The following is an 18,631-nucleotide window of genomic DNA, read 5'->3' as shown; positions in this document are numbered from 1 at the left end:
AAAGGCTCTCCTGACTCAAAACGGCGCGGTGCCTTGAATGGTCGTGCGATGCAGCTTGCGTCGCAGATGGGCCGGGCAACCGGCAGCCAGGTGAATCAGGGACCGGTTGTCCCAGAACACCATGTCGCCGGGCTGCCACTGATGCCGGTATATGTGCTCGGGCTTCACGCTGTGGGCGTAGATTTCGTCGAGAATCTGCCGGCTTTCAGCTTCAGGCAGGCCGAGAATACGCGTGGTGAAACCCTCGCTGACAAACAATGCCTTGCGACCGTTTTCAGGATGAGTGCGCACAATCGGGTGACTGACCTCGACCACCTGAGCCAATTGCTCGGCTGTCAGGGTCGGCCGCCAGCTGGCGGCGTTATGGCCTTCGGCATAGCGCGCGGTATAGCTATGAACCGCCGAGCGGCCTTCAACGGCATCGCGCAGATGTTGCGGCAATGTGTCCCACGCCTGGTGCATGTCCGCGAACAACGTGTCGCCGCCCTCACTGGGCAGTTCCTGAGCGTAGAGCATTGAACCCAGGCTCGGCAGTTCTTTATAGGACAGATCCGAATGCCAGTATTTACCGGCATCGCCCAAACCTACCGGCTGACCGTTTTCGACGATGTTGGAGACGATCAGGATCTCCGGGTGATCGGGCAGCAGAAACTGCTTGAGCACGTGGATCTGCAGCACGCCAAAGCGACGGCTGAAATCGATCTGCTGTTGCGGCGTGATGTGCTGGTCGCGGAAGACCACGACGTGATGATTCAGGTGCGCTTGATGCACACGTGCAAAGTCTGCGTCGTTTAAAGGTCTGGACAGATCCAGCCCGACGACTTCAGCGCCCACCTTGTCGGTGAATGGACGCACATCAAACGATTGCGAGGCGATGTGAGCGGACGATGAAGCGAGGGAGGCTGCTGGCATGAGAACTCCGACTCCAGAACAGACAAGACTGAAAGAAGAAACTCTATAGGCATAAGAAAGAGTTTTTAAATACCGTTAGGGAATATCGATAGCGCCGAATATTTCATACCCATTTCACGCAGGCCTGATTCACCATAAATGTGTCATGACAGTTACATCGAAGTGTCAGAACTGCTTGCTAGGGTCGGCGCCTCATCCGAATCGAGTGAAGCGCCCGCTATGCGATCCAATAAACCGGTTGCCCATGTAATAGTGTCGTCATTGATACTTTCGTTGCTCGCCGTATCCGTTCAGGCGGCAAGCCGTTCAGGTGACAACCGTATAAACGGTGTCGACCTGCTTTCCGGGTTCAATACCTTGTGGACCACCGGTGCAACCTGGGATACGGGCACGCCGACCGCTTTGGGCCAGAGCCTGCTTCGGCGCAACCTGCAGATCGTGGTCGATCGCGCGAACTCGCGTACCCTGGCGCAGGAAACAGCCGCCTATTTTGACGACCGCCGCGATCAAAGCTACAGCGCAATCAGCGGTCTGGGTTCATTGAGTGCAGCCTACAAGACCGGCGCGGGTGCCTTCACAACCATCACTCAATTCGATGACAGCAACAAAACCGTCAAGTACGACGATAAAGGCAACGGCGCCGGCAGCTCGACTTCGGCACTGGGCAAGGTGGTCGATCTGGTAGGTGCTGTGCGCAACGATGCATCCACCACACCGGCCAAATCCCACTATCTGTACCCACGCCCGTGGCGACAGAGCCTGGACGGTCAAAACCTGGCGTTCGTGGTTGCGCCGTCCCTGCGCCCGGCCGAAAGCACCACGCCAGCCAGCGACTCGGGCTTCCCCAGTGGCCACACCAACGCGGCTTATCTTTCTTCCTACGCACTGGCCTACGCGATTCCCGAACGTTTCAGCGAGTTGATGCTGCGCGCTTCGGAAATTGGCGACAACCGCATCGAAGCCGGCATGCACTCGCCCTTCGACGTGATGGGCGGGCGCATTACCGCAACCTATTTCGCCATCGACAACCTGTCCAACCCGGCTAACGCCCAGTTACGCGCCGACGCCCGTGCGCAGGCACTGAGTTATTTCACGACGCAGTGCGGCGGCGACGTCAACAACTGCATGGCGAGCATCGACCCGGCCACCGATCGCACGTCCCAACACGCACAGGACAAGGCGCTGTACACCTCGCGCATGACGTACGGCTTCGATCCGGTAGGCCCGACCAACCTGGCGCCAGTGGTGCCGACCAACGCTGAAGTCCTGCTGGAAACCCGCTTCCCGTACCTGGACGCCAGCCAGCGCCGCGAGATTCTGGCGACCACCGAGATTTCGTCCGGCTATGCAGTCATCGACCAGTCTGGTGGTTACGGCCGCCTGAACCTTTACGCAGCGGGCGACGGTTACGCGGCGTTCAACTCAAATGTCACGGTTAACATGAATGCCAGCCTTGGCGGCTACAACGCCATCGACGCATGGCGCAACGACATAAGCGGCAGTAGCGGATTGATCAAGAACGGCACCGGCAACCTGATGCTGACCGGCAACAACACTTACACGGGCGGCACCGTGATCAACGGCGGCGTACTTACCGGTCATGCCCAGGCATTCGGCAGCGGGACGATCACCGACAACGCGACGCTGGTGGTCGATCAGTCCACGAACGACACACTCGCCAACACCCTGGCGGGCAGCGGTGCGTTGATCAAACGCGGTGCCGGTTCGTTGAACCTGACCGGCAACAACAGCCTGTCGGGTGCAACCACTGTGCAAGCGGGTCGCCTGGCGGTAAACGGCAACCTGGGCAACTCCATCGTCAGCGTGCAACAAGGCGCAACGCTGGGTGGCAACGGCACCGTCGGCGGCATCAACGTCGCTCAGGGCGGCGTGGTTGCACCTGGCAATTCGGTAGGCCAGTTAAACGTGAACGGTAACGTCAACCTCGCTCAGGGCGCGGTTTACCAGGTAGAGTCTGACGCCAACGGCAACGCCGACCGCATTGTCGCCAGTGGCCGCGCAACCATCAATAACAGCACGCTGTCACTGGTCGAAGGCGGCAACTGGCTGGCCGCGAGCCGTTACTCGATCATCTCGGCAGCCGGCGGCGTGAGCGGCGCGTTTACAGCAGTGCAAACCAACTTTGCGTTCCTTACGCCTACATTGAACTACACCGCGACCGATGTCGGGTTGACGCTGGATCGCAACGCACAGAGCTTTTCCAGCCTGGCGACCACCGGCAACGCCCGCGCCGTCGCGCAAGGCCTGGACAGTTCGGGCGCAAACAACGCGCTGTGGCGTGAGGTGGTGCAGTCCGACGCCTCCACGGCACAAGCCACCTTCAAGGCGCTGTCCAACGAACTGCATGCATCGACGCAGTCTGCGCTGATCGAAGACAGTCGGCTGGTGCGCAACGCCCTGAATGACCGCATGCAGCAAGCGCAGTCCGCACAGGCTTTCGGCAGCTCGACACAAACCCTCGCCGGCGACGCTTCACGTGGCGTGGTCTGGACTCAAGCCATCGGTGCTACCGGCAAGACTGAAAGCACCCGCGATGTCTCGGGCCTCGACACCCACACCAGCGGTTTGCTGTTCGGCGCGGACGTGCCGCTCGACGACACTTGGCGCCTGGGCGCAATGGCCGGTTTCAGCAACAGCAGCTTCGACCTGCGCCATGCGTCGGGCTCCACTGACAGCGACAACTACCATCTGGGTGTCTATGCCGGGGCCAAGTGGGGCCAACTGGGCCTGCGCCTCGGTGCAGTGCGCACTTGGCATGAACTGACAGCCAAACGCACGCTGGACCTGCCGGGCTCGTCCGAGCATTTCAAGGAAGATTACAAAGCGGCGACCAATCAGGTCTTCGGCGAACTGGGTTACGCCATCGACATGGGTAACGCGCAGCTCGAACCCTTCGCCAACCTCGCACACGTACGGCTGGACACTGACGCGTTCGATGAAAACAGCAACGCGATCAGCCTGGAGAACAAGTCTCAGGACAATCACATCACCTTTAGTACCCTCGGCCTTCGCGCAGCCACGCGTCTGAGTGTCGGCAGCGTCGCCGTCAAACCCAACGCCACACTGGGCTGGCGTCGAGCTTATGGCGACGTCACTCCGGAAAGCCGTGCAGCGTTCAGCGGCGGCAGCACCTTCGAACTCTCCGGCGCACCGATCGCACGCAGCGCAGCGGTACTCGGCGCAGGTGTTGATCTGGGGTTGAGCGACACGCTGAGCGTAGGGCTGAGCTACAACGGACAAGTGAGCAGCGATGCGTCTGATCAGACGCTGAATGCGCGGGTGACGTTGGCGTTTTAAAACTGAAAATCCCCAACTGTGCAGCTCTGCAAGTTCAGAGAGCTGCACTGCATGCAGGACTTTGCGACTCAATGTGTAGGACCCATCAGAAAACCTCAGGTCGCTTTGACTTCATTATCGGCCTTCTCTATCGTGCCCCTACCAGCCGGAGCAGTCAGGGAGACGCCGAATGCCGTTATGGAGCATTGTGCCAACGTGGTTCGATATAGAACGACGTTTTAGCCGAAGCATGGGCTACCAGCCTGGAGCCAGCTTCCAGCGCAGCCCCAACAATGAGCCTGTTTCGACGTTACAGCTCAACCTTCGCCGTATCAGCAATATCAGAACCGCATTCATCCGCGCCGAATGGCAAGCGGCCCGCCGACTTGGGCGGCGTTTCGCAGCCATCGACATCGCCAGCATCATCAACGACCTGATAGACGTGGTTAGCCAAATGGCCATGATCGTCGCGGGCAGTACGCTCGTCGGAGGCGCGATAGGTGCAGGGATCGGCTTCGGTTTCTTTGGGATCGGCGCGCTTCCTTCTGGCGCAGCAGGTGCCGCAATCGGCCTGGAAGTCAGCACCTGGATCCTGGCGATTCTCGGCCTGGCCTCCATTGCCGAATTTTTCGTCGACGGCCTTCCGCAGATTTTCGACCATTACGTGCGTGGCATCAAAGTCGCCTGGGAAGGCACCCGTGGCGAGCCTGGCCTCAACCCCTTCGGCGGCGATGATCCCCAGGTTGTTGACCGCGCCGCCTATCACATCGCCCAAGGCCACGAAGAAGTGGTGATACTGCTACTGGGCGCCATCGTCGCCTACCTGACGCGCGGCCGAGGCAATGCAAGCGTGCTTGCCAGCGAAATGCAGGCCAGTTCAAAAGGTGCGAAGCTGGGCCAATGGATGCTCCAGCACGAAGAAGCCCTGAAAAGACACCCCGACCTGCAAAACGCCGGCCCTCGTAGAGGGGCGCTGGACAAACCGGAGTCACCGCCCCCGCCTCCACCACCCAATCGACGTGCGGACGAGCCTGAGCCGAAGAAACCGTTGGGTATGGCGGAGCATGAGGTGCCATGCTTTAGATTAAGTGAAAAGCACCGCAACCTTGCTAAAGAGTTTGATGACCAGCTAGAAGCTCAGCAAAATGGGCTGAATGACCTGACGGTGGATGAGTACCTGAAAGGGCGGAAGGCTTTTACGGATGGCGATGTTGTAAGGGATCCTAAGGTGGCGAGGGATGCACGCAATGAATTTAGACAAAAGTTAAAACAAGACTTCATAGATGAACTAAGGTCAAAAAAATATAAGTGCATCGGAAGCAGAGAGTCAAGCAGAGCTACTGGCCGCACAAAAAATGTCTACATTAGCAGCCTTGCATAATCCTGACTTATTTGCCGGAGGAAAAGACATTATCGGGGGCTTTGGTGACAAACGGATCAATTCAAGCATAGGCCCTCAGTGGTCGAACCGTATAGGCGGATTGGACAGCGCTGCCAACGATATTCCTGAGTCAATTCGTGATAGCACGAAGATTAACGCGAAACTTGAAAGATGTGATAAGAAAGGGGTTAAAAATGGATGAGGATTTCGCTTTTTTTCTAGAAAAATTCGGCACAGAATTTAGCCGCCAAGAGGTTCCCACATCAAGTATTGATCGGTACAAAAACAAACTACCTAATCAGCTACTTGAATACTGGAAAGATCATGGCTGGAGCGGATATGCTCAAGGAATATTCTGGACGGTCAACCCTCAAGACTATGAAGAATTACTTGAACAATGGCTTGTGGGCACAGATATATTTGAACAGGACAACTATCATGTTATAGCCCGTAGCGCTTTTGGCAAGCTTTATGTGTGGGGTGAAAGACAAGGTAGTTGCCTGACCATTAACAGCTACTTAGCCCGATACACTCCACGAACCTCTAAATTTACAGGCGAAAAGCTTGACTTCGGCATAAAAGTTTTTTTCTCGTCAAAAAAACCTGACGAAAGCGATTTAGACGATCTATTCAGACCGGCTCTCGAAAAACTCGGCCCACTCAAAAGTGACGAAATGTACGGCTTCGTTCCTGCGTTGGCACTCGGTGGTCCAATGGAATTAAAAAATCTGCAAAAAGTAAAAACCATCGAACACTTAACATTCCTATCTCAGCTCTCTCCACTTCAGGACTGGGGATTTCCTGATGTTTGAATTCGGGAACCAGAAATTGGCTTTCTTTGTAATAATGCTAGCTTGGACTGCATGATGGACGAGCACTATGCTTTTTTTCTCAAAAAATTTGGCCCTGCAGTTGAACGACAGCTGGTTCCAGCGCCAAGCATTGCCAGGTACACAAACAAACTTCCTGAACAGCTATTAAATTATTGGGAAGATTTTGGCTGGTGCGGATACGCTGAAGGCCTGTTTTGGACTGTGAATCCGCTGGATTACGAGAGCCTGCTCAACACTTGGTTTGCAGGTATAGAAGCTTTCAAAAGTGACAACTACCACGTCATCGCTCGCAGCGCTTTTGGAGAGCTGTATCTTTGGGGAGAAAAAAGCGCAGACAGCTTGTCAATAACCAGCTATATGTCACGCTACTCTACCAACAGCTCAGTATTTGCTGGCGAAAACCTGGACTTTGGAATTAAAGTATTTTTCTCATCAATGCAGCTTGAGCATAATGACTTAGACAGCCTTTTCAAGCCCGCGCTAAAAAGTCTTGGCCCGCTCAAAGCGGATGAAATGTATGGCTTCGTACCCGCATTGGCGCTCGGCGGACCAGTGGAATTAAAAAACCTGCAAAAAGTAAAAACCATTGAGCACCTTGCGTTTTTATCTCAAACATCTCCACTTCAGGACTGGGGATTTCCTGATGTTTAAAGTCGGGAACCAAAACTTGGCTTTCTTCGTGACTCTGCTAGCACGGACTGTGTAATGGACGAGCACTATGCATCATTCCTTAAGGACTTTAACCCGACAACTGACCGCCAAGAAGTCCCGCAATCAAGCATTGATCGATACGAGAAAAAACTACCCGCCCAGCTGCTTGAATATTGGAAAGAGTACGGATGGTGCGGTTATGCGGACGGAATATTCTGGACCGTTAACCCGCAAGAATACGAAACTATACTTAGCCATTGGCTTAGCGAAACTAACCTTCCTAAAAACGACAACTATTATGTGATTGCCCGCAGCGCATTCGGCATTCTTTATGTATGGGGTCAAGAGCAAGGCTATTGTCTGACCATATCATCTTATCGAGCGCGGTATTCCTCTCGCATCTCCAGATTTACAGGAGAAAAGCTGGATGCAGGAGTTAATGCATTTTTCTTTTCGATGAGCCCTAATCACAACGACATCGACGGCTTTTTTGAGCCTGCACGAGAAAAACTCGGCCCACTAAAAAGTGATGAAATGTACGGTTTCGTTCCTGCTTTGGCACTCGGCGGACCGATGGAATTAGAAAATTTACAAAAAGTAAAAACCATCGAGCACTTAACATTCCTGTCTCAGCTCTCGCCACTTCAGGATTGGGGATTTCCTGACGTTTGAATCCCCCAACGGATCAGCGCTCACGGAGGTATTGACCCGGATTGCGTAATGGACAAAAACGGTGCTTTTTTTAAGGATTCAGCCCCGGCTCTCGCCTGATTCGGCGAAACGGAGTCAGCCCTATTTTTCATTTTCCGGCATCCCGATCAGCCTCAAGCATCAAGGGCGGGAATGGCGCGTGGGCCTTTGCAAACCACCACACTGCGCCTGCCCCGAGAATGGAGGTCAGCACGGCCAGTATCAGGATTACCTTTTGGGTGCCCAAGGGTGCGGCCAGCAAAGCCACCAGCAAACCTGCCAAAGGCTGGGACAGGTTGTTCAGCAACGTGATCACGCCCACTGTCTTGCCGAAGTCCTGGGCCGGTATCACCCGCTGCCGGATAGTGCGCATGTAGACGTTGAACATCTTGTCGAAACCGACGATCAACAGAAACCCCACCGCATAGCCGATCAGGTTAGGGCTCAGGGCGCTGATAAATGCCCCGATCGCAATCATTGAATACCCGACCCCACCCAGAACCCGCAGAGGCAACACGACACGGGCCAGAAAGAACAGGATCACGATAGTGGTCACCGCACCCGCCGCCTGCAGTCCTGCATAGTTGTCTTTGCCTGCGCTGTACTCGCCGATCATCATGGCTGCCGAGGTCGCCAACGTCACACCGACGATCAGGTTGACCCCTACCGCCAGCGTGATGATCTTTTTCAATTCCGCCAGGCCACGGATGTGCCCAACAGCAATCCGCAAAGGTTGCAGCCAGATGTCCTGATGCTGCTCGAACACCGCAAGCGTAATACGGCTAAGACGTTGCCACGCCAACATACTCAGGTCTGCCAGCAGGAATAATCCGGCGACCCAGAGCACCACCCAGTGCCAGGCCCATACCTCCAGCATCAGAGCCGCCACCAGAGGCCCGAGCACCAGCCCCGTTTGGTCGGCGATCTGGGAATAGGACAACGTTTTGGTGTAGCTGTAGTGCTGAAAGATATGGGGCATGAGCACTTCGCGAGCCATGATGCCTTGCGTGGTCAACACCCCGCACAATGCCGAAAGCACCACAAGCCATCCAATGCCACCAAAGATTGCGTAGAACCCCATCGCCAGCACGCAGAGCAATGCCCGGTAGACCTGACTGATGTGCAGAATTCTGATAGGCGAGTACTTGTCGCACAGGGCACCGCACAACGGAAACGCGAGAAATCTCGGTAAAGATTCGACAAAGAAAGCCAGCCCGGCCCATGAGGCGCTGTTGGTGGTCTGGAACACCACCAGCGGCACGATAAACAACAGGATCTGATCCGCCAGTCTCGATAGAAAAAGCGAGATAAAAAAAGCGAGGTAATCCTTACGCATGGAGAACTCCTATCAGTAAGCAGTGTGGCATAGCGGCCAGAAGAAACATCAGTAGGCGGATCCCGTACCGTCATTGAGGTTATGTCGCTCGTCCCCACGCAAAGGCGGATTGAAGACGCTGACCAGTATCAGGTCCTGCTCCTTGCCTCCGCGCAGAAAGTGCCGATCATGCTGGTCAAGCACATACACATCCCCAGGCCGGATCGGAAATACGTTGCCTTGCATGTCCTCGACTTCGCCTTCGCCTCCAATGCAATAGCACGCCTCAAGATGATTACGGTAATGCAAGAGCGACTCTGTGCCCGCGCGGACAATGGTGTGGCACAGCGTAAAGCCCATAGCATCACGTTCAGTGAGCAGACGGTGACTGGTTCCGGCGCCCCATTCGACGAAATAAGGGGTGTTCTCGACATCGGTTTTGTTGCGAACAAACATGTGAAATCTCTCTGAGGTGGCCGACGGGGGGAAACTCAATTCTTTTGAGCGTTGTCAGTGGCAGGCCGCAGAATCGCGTCGCCACAGGCCTGCATCGTTTCGTTCCAGGCCACGTCTCGGTGCGCGGCCATCGCCTGGATATCACGCCAGTGACGCTGAAGCGGGTTACTGGCGACCAAGGAAGACGCACCGAGCCTTTCCACTAACCGGTGCACGGCATGCACGCATTGTTGCGCCAGATAGGCGCGGTCGCGCTTGAGCTGCAACAATTGCGCTGCGTCCAGAACCCGGTCACTGAGTCCCGCCTCGTGCAGCCGGGAGATCAACGAGTCATACAACAGCTCGACGCTGTAGAGCTGTGCGGCCGAGTGAGCAGCCTGTTCGGCGATCCGGGGATCACTTACCGCCCATGAACTGTTGAAGGCAGCTACAAACGCGGCAAGAGCACCCTCTGCACAGCCCAGTAGCGGGCCAATGATCGAGGTGGTCAGATAGGGCACGAGGGGCAACCTGTCGATGTAGTCGCACGCCAATGCAAGCGGGTCCTGCGCAAACACTTCGTGCAGCGCGAAGACGCGGTCATGCGGCACCAACAACCGCCGGAGCAGCACGTCGTGAGAACCGGTTGCCGCCATGCCGCAGCTGTCCCAACTGTGAAGCCTCTCCACTTCGTTGGCGGCGACCAGCACCAGAAAGCGCGGGGTGCAAGCGGCTTCGGGGTGGTCAGCGCAGGGGGCGTTGAGCATTAACCAGGTAGCATCCTCAATGCCCGAACTGAAGCGCCAGCGCCCGTCAACCCGAACACCTTCTGGCTCAAAGGACAGCAGGCTATCGGTACTGGTAGATGCTGAAGCGAACAACTGTCGTGGACCATGCCTGTAAAGCTGGTCTACGCAGGAGGGGGGCAGTCGCCGGGCGATTGAGCCGTGACCACCCACCAACGCCAGCATCCAGCCTGTAGAGGCACACGCCCGAGCCGCAATCCGTGCGCTTTCTACCAGAGTGGGCCAGTGACCCGTACGTGTGACAGGCGCGCGTGGCGACATCAGATCCAGCCAGCCTTCGGTAAACAGTTCGTCGAATGTGCTACTGCTCAGCCGGCGATTTTTTTCGGCCACAGCAGCCCGCTCTCGCCACAAAGGCAGATACGCGGCCGCCCGCTGACACATTAAGGACACTACGTTGCGCTGGAACGCTTGCTCGGCAGGCTCAAGCATCGCCAAACTCCACAACACCTTTTTGCGAAGGAGCTATGGCGCCAAGACGCGAACGTTCAAAGCAAAAATCCGCTGGCTGGACTGTCGGGCCCAGTAGATCCAGAAACTGTTCTAACTGTTGCGGGTCGTCCGAGGCAACGAACTCACAGAAGTTGCTGCTGCTCCATAGAAGGTGCACACATTTGAAGCGAGCGCAAAGAGCGCTCACCAGCACCTCCAGCGCGACTTGACCGTTTTGCATGTGTTCGAGCATCTGCTGGCGCTTCCAGCGTATCTCTTCTTCACTGAAGTAGCGGGTCTTGAACAGCTCATCCTTGATCCGCTCCCGCAAAAGGTATTCTTCCGGATCGGGGTGATCGAGCTTCTCCAGAAAAAATACCAGGCCGCCCGGCTTCAGAAATTGCTTGATGTGGGAAATCTGGCCAACGCGGTCACGGGTATAGAACTGGAATGCGGCCATCTCATAGATGAAGTCGAATCCCCCCCTGAAGCGATCGTATTCGGGGGTAGCCAACAGAGCGCCTGTTACCTTGAACACCGACTGCGCAAAGAACAACGACAACGCCGGGTCGGCATGCCGATTGAAGGTAATCTGATTGGCTGCGTTCGGAGAGGACGTAAAGCTTTGAATCAAGCCATGCGAATGACCCGCGAGTGCGCGGCCGTTACTTCCGTCAAAGGCGTCCACTTCGAACAGGCTGAAGGTTTGACCTGTTTCCCTGCTATTTAGCTGAGCAAAACGGGTCAGCGCAACGCCGACTCTGGCCAGTTCCTCGAGGATGTAGGGCACGCTGGCCAGAAAGTGGGAAAATAATGGCCCGGCACCCGAGATGAGTCGATCGTGGTAATCAAGGACCTGCGGGTCCTGGATTTCGCACCGTAGATGACTGTCCAGGGACTGCAAGGGCACTTGAGTGGCACCTGTTGCCAAACTGTGGAAGTGTCCTGAAAGTTTCAACATCGCACTCTGTTGCAGGTCACGGTCGAGGGGCGTGTCGACATTTGGCTGGAGTGACGTCTTCATGGCATAGCTCCTTCTATCAGATTAGTCCTTTGGCGGAAAACTTGCCCGAATCGGTTTTTGGCAGAGCCTCAAGAAACACGCACTGAGTCGGGACCATGTGCCAATCCAGATGCGCCTTGCAATAGTCGATCAGCGTTTGTCCGCTGGTCTGACGGTGGTCGCTATCAAGCACGATGCAAGCCTTGGGCACATGCCCGGCCGACTCGTCAGCGACCGGCACCACCAGCACTTCGGCAACCGCCGGGTGCGAAGCCAGACACTGCTCGATCTCCCGCGGGTTCACGTTCCAGATATTGCGCGCAAATACGTCGTCCTTGCGGGCAACATAGTAGAGATAGCCCTCTGCGTCCTGCTTGAACAGATCGCCCGTGCGGTACAGCCGCGAGTGACCGAAAGCATTGTGAACAAAGGCTCTGGCGTTCGCTTCAGGCATGTCCCAGTACTCAAGCATCAGGTAGTCGCTTGTCACCAGCAGCTCGCCAACCTGCCCAGGCTGGTCGATCACCCGGTCATGCTCGTCCAGCAAGTACAGACTGACACCGGGCAGAGGTTTGCCTACAGACGTTGGCCGTCGATCAATTTCCTCAGGGGGCAGGTAGCTCACGCGCTTGCATTCAGTGAGTCCGTAGTTAGAGAAAATCTGCACCTGAGGCAGCGCCTGGCGAATGCGCTGAATGTGACGGCTATGAAGGGCCTGTCCGCTGCTGGAGATATAACGCAAGGCAGGTACCCGTGCCTGCCACTCAGATCCGGCATTGGCCAGCAGGAAAAATACCGGAGGAAAGACATGCATTGCGGTCACCGCCTCGCGTTCGACGACCGCGAGTATTTCTTCTGCACTACCTGCAGGCCGGCTCTCAATGACACTGGTAGCCCCTGCGTACAACGGCATCATTACGTTATAGACGCCGTAGTCCGATGCCAGTGTTGAATAGCTGAGGATTCGGTCATCGGCTTCGTTACCCAGGTAAGCCGTGACCCGACTGCTGGCCGCCAACATGATGCGGTGATTGACGAGTACGCCTTTCGGATTGAAGGTCGATCCCGAGGTATAAAATATCGATGTGGGGCGTTCAGGGTCATCGGTCAATAATGAGGCTACGGCGCTCACTTCCTCGCGGTACCCCGAGACAGCCTCGGCAAGTTGAATAACCCCAGGTATTGCTGTTGGAATCGGGACGGTGAGCAAAACAAGCTCGAGACCGGCCTCATTGATCAAGTCAGGCAAATCATCAGTGCAGTCGGTGATCAACACACGGGCACCGGAATGCTTGAGTTGATGAATCAGCTTGGTACGGCTGAGGGTGTGATGAGTCGCAGCGCTGATCACTCCGGCTTGCAGCATACCCAGATAGCTTGCAATCAGGTCAATGGAGATAGGCGCATAGAGACCTACACGGTCGCCAGGGAGGATACCGAGCGTTGCAAGCAACGACGCGATGTCATCTACCCGCTGTTGCAATTCCCGATAAGAAGTCGCTTGCCCGTCTAGAATAATGGCCGGCTTGGTCGGATATCGACTGGCGTTATCTGCGATAACCTGATGAAATAACTGCATCGTTTAACTTCCTTTTAAGCGAAACATCCCTGGCATCACTTACGTTTTTTAGCACACACCGACACATAAGTACCTTGCCAAGTATAAGGCTCTATTGGCAGGCTTACGGAGTCGGTAAGTGGCCAACTTTGATTATCAAAAAAGTGACTAAAATCAACAATATCGAATCCACTAAGCCATCGATCAAAAAAGCCCTCGCTGTCCTGAATGGAGAGCCCGGCTTCTTTATCCCAGATAAACGGCTCTCCCGTAGCTTGAAAGAAACGAGTCAAGTCGGACAACAAGTCCAGAACGATATACCCGCCGGGTTTCACTGCACCGATTATTTTCGGCATGACCTGTTGAAGCTCATCTTTAGTGAAAAAGTGGAGCACTTCAGAACACACCAGTACGTCGTAACCTTCAGGTGCTGGAGTGTAGTTCAGGATATTCGCTTGCTGAAAATTCATGTCCTTTAGCCATGGGTTGAGCTGGCGGCTATGTACCGTGCTGTCAACCATGTCCACGCCGCTAAGGCTGTAGCCTTTAAGCGCCAAAGCCGCGAGGTTGCGACCGTCTCCGCAGCCAAGCTCCAGCACATCACCAGGACCATCAGGCAAGTTTGATAAAAACCGTTTTAACTCCTCCCTTAACTCGCCAAACAAAGTACCACTACTGCACGCACTGTACTCGCTGTCGTACCACTTTTTCAGAACGGAACTGTCCACTACTCTCATAGTAACTCCCTGTCCATTTTAGAGGTCAATGTACAACACATTGTTTCGCGCTACCGGCGCGACCTGCAAATACCAACAATGATATTATGGACTTTGAAGCGCTGTAGCGAATAGAAGATGGCGATCGAGACAATAGGGCATCATTTAAAATCCATTTTATTATTAGTCGTGTCGCATCCATTTTTAACAGCCTAATAAACGGATTGCAGCGGGCGAAATATCTACACCTAACCCCACTTTCTGTCAAGAAAAATCAAGGTATTGGATCCGGTGTTTTGTCACCGACGAATGTCAGGATCCATCCATATGAGGGTCTTAGTTCAAAAGTACGAATAGAATAGCAGGCTTGCTCACATCGCTCGATTCATGCACTGGACCTGCTGCACTCAGTGACGCTGGTACTTCAATCGGCTTACTATCGAAGACACTGATACACCCTCTCCTGTGAACGTGCGGAGAAATATTCATGTACTCGTCGCCAGGATCCTCGACCGCTCTGGTCGCCTTGCTGATAGCTCTGCTCACAGGCTGTAGCGGAGCACCAGGCACTAGCGCGAAAACTGTCGCCGCTACCCAGCCAGGCGAAGGCGGTGTTCCCGCGTTTTACGCATGGACAGATAAAGTGCCGTCAACGCCCGGACGAATGCTGCGCGCCGAGCCACTGACGCCCATTCAGAGCCTTGATAATGCTGGCCAGAATGTCCGTATTTTGTATACCTCCACCGATGGGCTCAACAACCAGCCAGTCGTAGTCTCCGGCGCACTGTTCACTCCCAAGGGCACGCCGCCGAACGGTGGATGGCCGTTGATGGCGTGGGCGCATGGCACGGTTGGTAGTGCGGATGTCTGCGCGCCTTCTTTTGCCGGGCGCAGTGGTCGCGACACGCGCTATCTGAATGAATGGCTCGGGCGCGGTTACGCGATTGTGGCCACTGACTATGAGGGTCTGGGGACGCCGGGGCTGCATCCATTCGGGCTGAGCAGCCCGTTGGCTTACGGCGTTCTGGACAGCATTCGTGCGGTTCAGGGGGCGGATTTCAATCTGTCTTCGCGGGTTGTTGTGTTTGGTCAGTCGCAGGGCGGTCGTGCTGCGTTTGCGACGGCGGCCTACAAGAAAACCTACGCACCGGAGTTGAATATTGTCGGTGTAGTTGCGACCGGGACGCCTTATCCGATGGCTTCAGGGTATGCGGGGGTTATCGGGCGGGACACGTCACGCGATCAGGTCACGCCATCCTTGGCTTACAACCTGCTGCGGCTGAGCACTGCCGGGCTGATCAACCCGTCGTTCGTGCCCACTGATTATCTGAGCGACCGTGCACTGCCTGCGTTTGGAGTCAGTCAGCGTGATTGCCTGCATGCCATTGAGCGTGAGGTTGTTGCAGATGGGCTGACGTTCAACAACAGTTTCAGGCGCTCGCCGGAGGCTGCGCTTGATCAGGTGAACCGCGAGTCGTCCTACCCGACGTTGACGTCGGACATCCCGATTTTTATAGGTACAGGCGGCAAGGATGTCGTTTCACCGGTCCGCAGCCAGATCGCGCTGGTCAAGGATGCGTGCGCCGCTGGTGACCGCGTTGAATGGCATTACTATTCGCAACTGGATCATTCGGGGGCTGTGAACGGCTCTCTGCCGGACTCGACACGTTTTGTCGAGAAAGCGTTTTCGGGGGAGTTTATGGCGGGGAACTGTGGGGCGATTGGGGCGATGCGCCAGCGCTGATCTTGAGCCAGGCACTTATCGTTCCTCACGCTCCAGCGTAGGAATGCCGTGGGTGACGCTCCGTGTGTAAAAGATCGGACGCGGAGCATCCAGAACGGCATGCGACGCTGAGCGTCGCACAATAGTTGAGATTATCGTTCCTCAGCGCGGGAGCGATAATCAGTGGGTCAGAACGCAGGCAATACCGCGCCTTCATACTTCTTGTTGATGAAGTCTTTGACTTGCTGGCTGGTCAGCGCTTTCGACAGCTTTTCGATGGCGTCGGTGTGGGCGTTATCTTCGCGAGTGACGAGGAAGTTCACGTACGGCGAATCCGCACCTTCGATGATCAGCGCGTCTTTCTTCGGATTGAGTTTGGCTTCCAGCGCGTAGTTGGTATTGATCAGCGCAAGATCAACCTGATCCAGTGCGCGCGGCAGTACCGCCGATTCCAGCTCGCGGAACTTGAAGTTCTTCGGGTTGCTCGCGATGTCTTTCGGGGTAGACAGTGCGTTGGTCGGATCTTTCAGAGTGATCAGACCACCCTTCTGCAACAGCAAAAGCGCACGCCCAGCGTTGCTGCCTTCATTTGGGATGGCGATGGTTGCGCCTTTAGGCAGATCGGCAAGGTTCTTGTACTTTCGGGAATAGCCGCCAAACGGCTCGACGTGGACACCAACACCAGTCACCAGATTAGTACCCTTGCCTTTGTTGAAGCCATCCAGGTATGGCTTGGTCTGAAAGTAGTTGGCGTCCAGACGCTTTTCGCTCAACTGAACGTTCGGCTGTACGTAGTCAGTGAAGACCTTGATTTGCAGGTCCACACCTTCCTTGGCCAGGGTTGGTTTGATCAGTTCAAGGATTTCCGCATGGGGCACCGGCGTCGCGCCGACCACCAGCTTTTCGCCGGCATGAGCCAGGCCAATCGAGAATACTGCCGCCAGTGCGGTCATCAGAAACGTCTTTTTCATGCGGTGTCCTTAGCAAGATCCAGGAGCGTCATCAAAAGATGGCGCCTTAATATTCAGGGGTTTGCCGCAGCCTTATCCAGTGCTGCGACATCATGTAGACATTACCGATGTTTTATATTCCGAGAAAAGACTTTTTAAGCGAATGCTTATGCTTTTTCGCGCAGTGCATGTCTGAGTGGGCCCGCCACCGATTTGTCAGGCGGTCTTTTGGTCAAGTTGTGCAGTGACGGCTTCCAGCAGTTTGCGTAACCCGGAAAGCTGTTCGCGGTTTCCTTTCTGCAGCAGCAGACGCGCCTGGCGCTCGATCAGCGTCAGCGGGGTGGCGATGTCCGGCAAGTTGATGTCTTCGGCCTGAATCTCGTCGCCGCTGCTGACCAGCAAGGCAAAGTGGATGACGTTCTCCAGCTCGCGAGTGTTGCCGGGCCAGCTGTGTGCTTCAAGCGTGCGTTGCGCGTCTTCGCTGATCAGTTGCACTGGCAGGTTAAGGCGCTGGCTATAAATGCCGACAAAGTATTCGGCCAGCGGCAGGATGTTGCCCGGCTGCTCGCGCAATGCAGGCAGGTCTAGCCGCCCTTCGCTGAGATAATGGTAAAGCCGCTCGTGAAATTTCCCGGCGGCCACCGCTTGCGCCAGATCGATACTGGTGGCGGCAACCAGGCGTGCATCAACCGGGCTGGGCTGGTGTGCGCCTACACGGGTGACTTCGTGATTTTCGAGCGCGGCGAGCAGCTTGACCTGAATGGGCAATGGCAAATCGCCGATCTCATCCAGATACAGGGTGCCGCCATTGGCAGAACCAAACCATCCTGCCCGGCTGCTGACGGTTCCAGTGTGGGCTCCGGCTGCGTAGCCAAACAGTTCGGCGTCGGCATAGGTCGGGCTGATCGCTCCGCAGTTAACCGACACGAACAAGCCAGCGCGATCACTGCCGCGATGAATATGCCGTGCCAGCAATTCTTTACCGGTCCCCGACTCGCCGCGGATCAGAACAGGCAGCGAACGAGACGCCAATTGCTCCATCTCCTCGCGCAGACGACGCGAACGCGGATCGATGAAAACCAGCGCCTTGGCGCGGATACTGAGGGGGCTTTTTTCCGCATCGGGAAAGGTCAGCAGCGGCTGGCCGAAAGTTTCGTGAAGGCTCATGACACACTCCCGCGCGAGCCCTTGCGACGGCTGACGCGTTAAAAAAACAGGGCCAGACAGGCCCGATAAACAGGTAGTCCGGTCATGCGCGACGGCGCGCGCGTTGCTCCAGACGATTTTGCAGCCTGTAGAGATAGGCAAAACCCTGTTCCCACCGCTTATGGCCGGACTTGACGTTGATGTGCCCGGCCTGACTCAGAAAGCCGAGTTCGGCCCCCCAGTGACGCGCTATTTCGATAGCACGCTGGGAGCTGACGGCAGGATCGTTGTCGGAGCTGACAATCTGTGTAGGAAACGGCAGCAGGTCACCAGGAATCGGGGCGAAGTTGCGCAACGCGGGTGGGCAATTAGGGCGCTCGACATCGGCGGGCGCGACCAGCAGTGCGCCTTGCACCTGGCGTAGCGTTTCCAGCGGCGCGAGCTGTGCCCAGTGCGCGACCGTGACGCACCCCAGGCTGTGAGCGATCAGGATCACCGGCGTGCTGTCGGCCGCAATCGTGCGCTGCAATTCGCCCACCCAGTCTTCACGGCGTGGTTTGAGCCAGTCGGCCTGCTCCACGCGTGTGCTGTTGGGCAGGCTGTTTTGCCAATGGGTTTGCCAATGATCATCAGGAGACCCTTGCCAGCCTGGCACGATCAGATACCGGATCGACTCTTTATGCATGGATTCGCCTCCTGCACATATGCGTTCATAAGGCGAGTATAAGGATCGAAGCGTAATCCTCTAAGGAATAAGAAGGTATTTATTAATTCCCAAAAGGA

Annotated in this window: 15 protein-coding genes and 1 pseudogene; 6 read left to right on the top strand and 10 right to left on the bottom strand. The window is 55.8% G+C overall.

Features of this window, described 5'->3' with window-relative positions; translation table 11 throughout:
* Positions 1-15 precede the first annotated feature (15 nt).
* A complete protein-coding gene (locus ALO43_RS03340; RefSeq protein WP_024668701.1) occupies positions 16-912 on the bottom strand; it encodes a TauD/TfdA dioxygenase family protein in 897 nt (298 codons plus the stop codon).
* Between the two features lie 219 nt (positions 913-1,131).
* On the opposite strand from ALO43_RS03340, the gene ALO43_RS03335 reads away from it, so the two are divergent.
* The 5 genes and pseudogenes from ALO43_RS03335 (at position 1,132) to ALO43_RS03315 (ending at position 7,746) form a co-directional block, all read left to right on the top strand.
* On the top strand, positions 1,132-4,230 hold the full coding sequence (locus ALO43_RS03335) for an autotransporter domain-containing protein (RefSeq protein WP_054997096.1): 3,099 nt from the start codon (positions 1,132-1,134) through the stop codon (positions 4,228-4,230).
* Positions 4,231-4,399: 169 nt separating this feature from the next.
* Positions 4,400-5,792: pseudogene (locus ALO43_RS03330) on the top strand (DUF6861 domain-containing protein).
* Positions 5,785-6,402 (top strand): GAD-like domain-containing protein, encoded by a 618-nt coding sequence (locus ALO43_RS03325; RefSeq protein ID WP_005888101.1) that lies wholly within the window; start codon positions 5,785-5,787, stop codon positions 6,400-6,402. Before ALO43_RS03330 ends, ALO43_RS03325 begins: the two are co-directional and overlap by 8 nt.
* A gap of 54 nt (positions 6,403-6,456) precedes the next feature.
* Positions 6,457-7,074, top strand: a complete 618-nt coding sequence (locus tag ALO43_RS03320; protein ID WP_024690265.1) for a GAD-like domain-containing protein — start codon at positions 6,457-6,459, stop codon at positions 7,072-7,074.
* 54 nt (positions 7,075-7,128) lie between these two features.
* On the top strand, positions 7,129-7,746 hold the full coding sequence (locus tag ALO43_RS03315) for a GAD-like domain-containing protein (RefSeq protein ID WP_024690264.1): 618 nt from the start codon (positions 7,129-7,131) through the stop codon (positions 7,744-7,746).
* Positions 7,747-7,873: 127 nt separating this feature from the next.
* Here ALO43_RS03315 and ALO43_RS03310 read toward each other — a convergent pair whose 3' ends face one another.
* From ALO43_RS03310 to ALO43_RS03285, 6 genes are read right to left on the bottom strand one after another with little or no spacing between them, the layout of a single operon-like run.
* Positions 7,874-9,100 carry an MFS transporter gene (locus ALO43_RS03310; RefSeq protein WP_024690263.1) on the bottom strand — a complete coding sequence of 409 codons (1,227 nt, stop codon included), beginning with the start codon at positions 9,098-9,100 and terminating at the stop codon, positions 7,874-7,876.
* Between the two features lie 48 nt (positions 9,101-9,148).
* Positions 9,149-9,535, bottom strand: coding sequence for an ectoine synthase (locus tag ALO43_RS28205; protein WP_003403190.1), 387 nt, complete (start codon positions 9,533-9,535; stop codon positions 9,149-9,151).
* A 35-nt stretch (positions 9,536-9,570) separates the two neighbouring features.
* Positions 9,571-10,752 carry an acyl-CoA dehydrogenase family protein gene (locus tag ALO43_RS03300; protein ID WP_053931650.1) on the bottom strand — a complete coding sequence of 394 codons (1,182 nt, stop codon included), beginning with the start codon at positions 10,750-10,752 and terminating at the stop codon, positions 9,571-9,573.
* Positions 10,745-11,776: a hypothetical protein gene (locus ALO43_RS03295; protein WP_024668696.1), complete on the bottom strand. Its 1,032-nt coding sequence runs from the start codon at positions 11,774-11,776 to the stop codon at positions 10,745-10,747. The genes ALO43_RS03300 and ALO43_RS03295 overlap by 8 nt, the downstream gene beginning before the upstream one ends.
* A gap of 16 nt (positions 11,777-11,792) precedes the next feature.
* The gene (locus tag ALO43_RS03290) at positions 11,793-13,334 is read right to left on the bottom strand and encodes a class I adenylate-forming enzyme family protein (RefSeq protein ID WP_081004281.1); all 1,542 of its coding nucleotides are present in this window, start codon (positions 13,332-13,334) and stop codon (positions 11,793-11,795) included.
* A gap of 35 nt (positions 13,335-13,369) precedes the next feature.
* Positions 13,370-14,050, bottom strand: coding sequence for a class I SAM-dependent methyltransferase (locus ALO43_RS03285; protein ID WP_005888089.1), 681 nt, complete (start codon positions 14,048-14,050; stop codon positions 13,370-13,372).
* Between the two features lie 466 nt (positions 14,051-14,516).
* Between ALO43_RS03285 and ALO43_RS03280 the strand changes: the two genes are divergently transcribed.
* Positions 14,517-15,773, top strand: a complete 1,257-nt coding sequence (locus ALO43_RS03280; RefSeq protein ID WP_024690260.1) for a lipase family protein — start codon at positions 14,517-14,519, stop codon at positions 15,771-15,773.
* Between the two features lie 167 nt (positions 15,774-15,940).
* Here ALO43_RS03280 and ALO43_RS03275 read toward each other — a convergent pair whose 3' ends face one another.
* The 3 genes from ALO43_RS03275 to ALO43_RS03265 all read right to left on the bottom strand — a co-directional run bounded on the left by ALO43_RS03275 (position 15,941) and on the right by ALO43_RS03265 (position 18,533).
* Positions 15,941-16,723 carry a MetQ/NlpA family ABC transporter substrate-binding protein gene (locus ALO43_RS03275; protein ID WP_005888085.1) on the bottom strand — a complete coding sequence of 261 codons (783 nt, stop codon included), beginning with the start codon at positions 16,721-16,723 and terminating at the stop codon, positions 15,941-15,943.
* A gap of 195 nt (positions 16,724-16,918) precedes the next feature.
* On the bottom strand, positions 16,919-17,869 hold the full coding sequence (locus ALO43_RS03270; RefSeq protein WP_054997095.1) for a sigma 54-interacting transcriptional regulator: 951 nt from the start codon (positions 17,867-17,869) through the stop codon (positions 16,919-16,921).
* A gap of 82 nt (positions 17,870-17,951) precedes the next feature.
* On the bottom strand, positions 17,952-18,533 hold the full coding sequence (locus ALO43_RS03265) for an alpha/beta hydrolase (protein ID WP_005888081.1): 582 nt from the start codon (positions 18,531-18,533) through the stop codon (positions 17,952-17,954).
* Positions 18,534-18,631 lie beyond the last annotated feature (98 nt).

This window comes from Pseudomonas tremae, assembly GCF_001401155.1.
In the GTDB taxonomy this organism is placed as follows: domain Bacteria; phylum Pseudomonadota; class Gammaproteobacteria; order Pseudomonadales; family Pseudomonadaceae; genus Aquipseudomonas; species Aquipseudomonas tremae.
This window is presented reverse-complemented; position numbering and strand designations above follow the sequence as displayed.

Coding starts and splice junctions, on each gene's coding strand:
- ALO43_RS03340 (WP_024668701.1), bottom strand. CDS start 912: ATGCCAGCAGCCTCCCTCGCTTCATCGTCCGCTCACATCGCCTCGCAA.
- ALO43_RS03335 (WP_054997096.1), top strand. CDS start 1,132: ATGCGATCCAATAAACCGGTTGCCCATGTAATAGTGTCGTCATTGATA.
- ALO43_RS03325 (WP_005888101.1), top strand. CDS start 5,785: ATGGATGAGGATTTCGCTTTTTTTCTAGAAAAATTCGGCACAGAATTT.
- ALO43_RS03320 (WP_024690265.1), top strand. CDS start 6,457: ATGGACGAGCACTATGCTTTTTTTCTCAAAAAATTTGGCCCTGCAGTT.
- ALO43_RS03315 (WP_024690264.1), top strand. CDS start 7,129: ATGGACGAGCACTATGCATCATTCCTTAAGGACTTTAACCCGACAACT.
- ALO43_RS03310 (WP_024690263.1), bottom strand. CDS start 9,100: ATGCGTAAGGATTACCTCGCTTTTTTTATCTCGCTTTTTCTATCGAGA.
- ALO43_RS28205 (WP_003403190.1), bottom strand. CDS start 9,535: ATGTTTGTTCGCAACAAAACCGATGTCGAGAACACCCCTTATTTCGTC.
- ALO43_RS03300 (WP_053931650.1), bottom strand. CDS start 10,752: ATGCTTGAGCCTGCCGAGCAAGCGTTCCAGCGCAACGTAGTGTCCTTA.
- ALO43_RS03295 (WP_024668696.1), bottom strand. CDS start 11,776: ATGAAGACGTCACTCCAGCCAAATGTCGACACGCCCCTCGACCGTGAC.
- ALO43_RS03290 (WP_081004281.1), bottom strand. CDS start 13,334: ATGCAGTTATTTCATCAGGTTATCGCAGATAACGCCAGTCGATATCCG.
- ALO43_RS03285 (WP_005888089.1), bottom strand. CDS start 14,050: ATGAGAGTAGTGGACAGTTCCGTTCTGAAAAAGTGGTACGACAGCGAG.
- ALO43_RS03280 (WP_024690260.1), top strand. CDS start 14,517: ATGTACTCGTCGCCAGGATCCTCGACCGCTCTGGTCGCCTTGCTGATA.
- ALO43_RS03275 (WP_005888085.1), bottom strand. CDS start 16,723: ATGAAAAAGACGTTTCTGATGACCGCACTGGCGGCAGTATTCTCGATT.
- ALO43_RS03270 (WP_054997095.1), bottom strand. CDS start 17,869: ATGAGCCTTCACGAAACTTTCGGCCAGCCGCTGCTGACCTTTCCCGAT.
- ALO43_RS03265 (WP_005888081.1), bottom strand. CDS start 18,533: ATGCATAAAGAGTCGATCCGGTATCTGATCGTGCCAGGCTGGCAAGGG.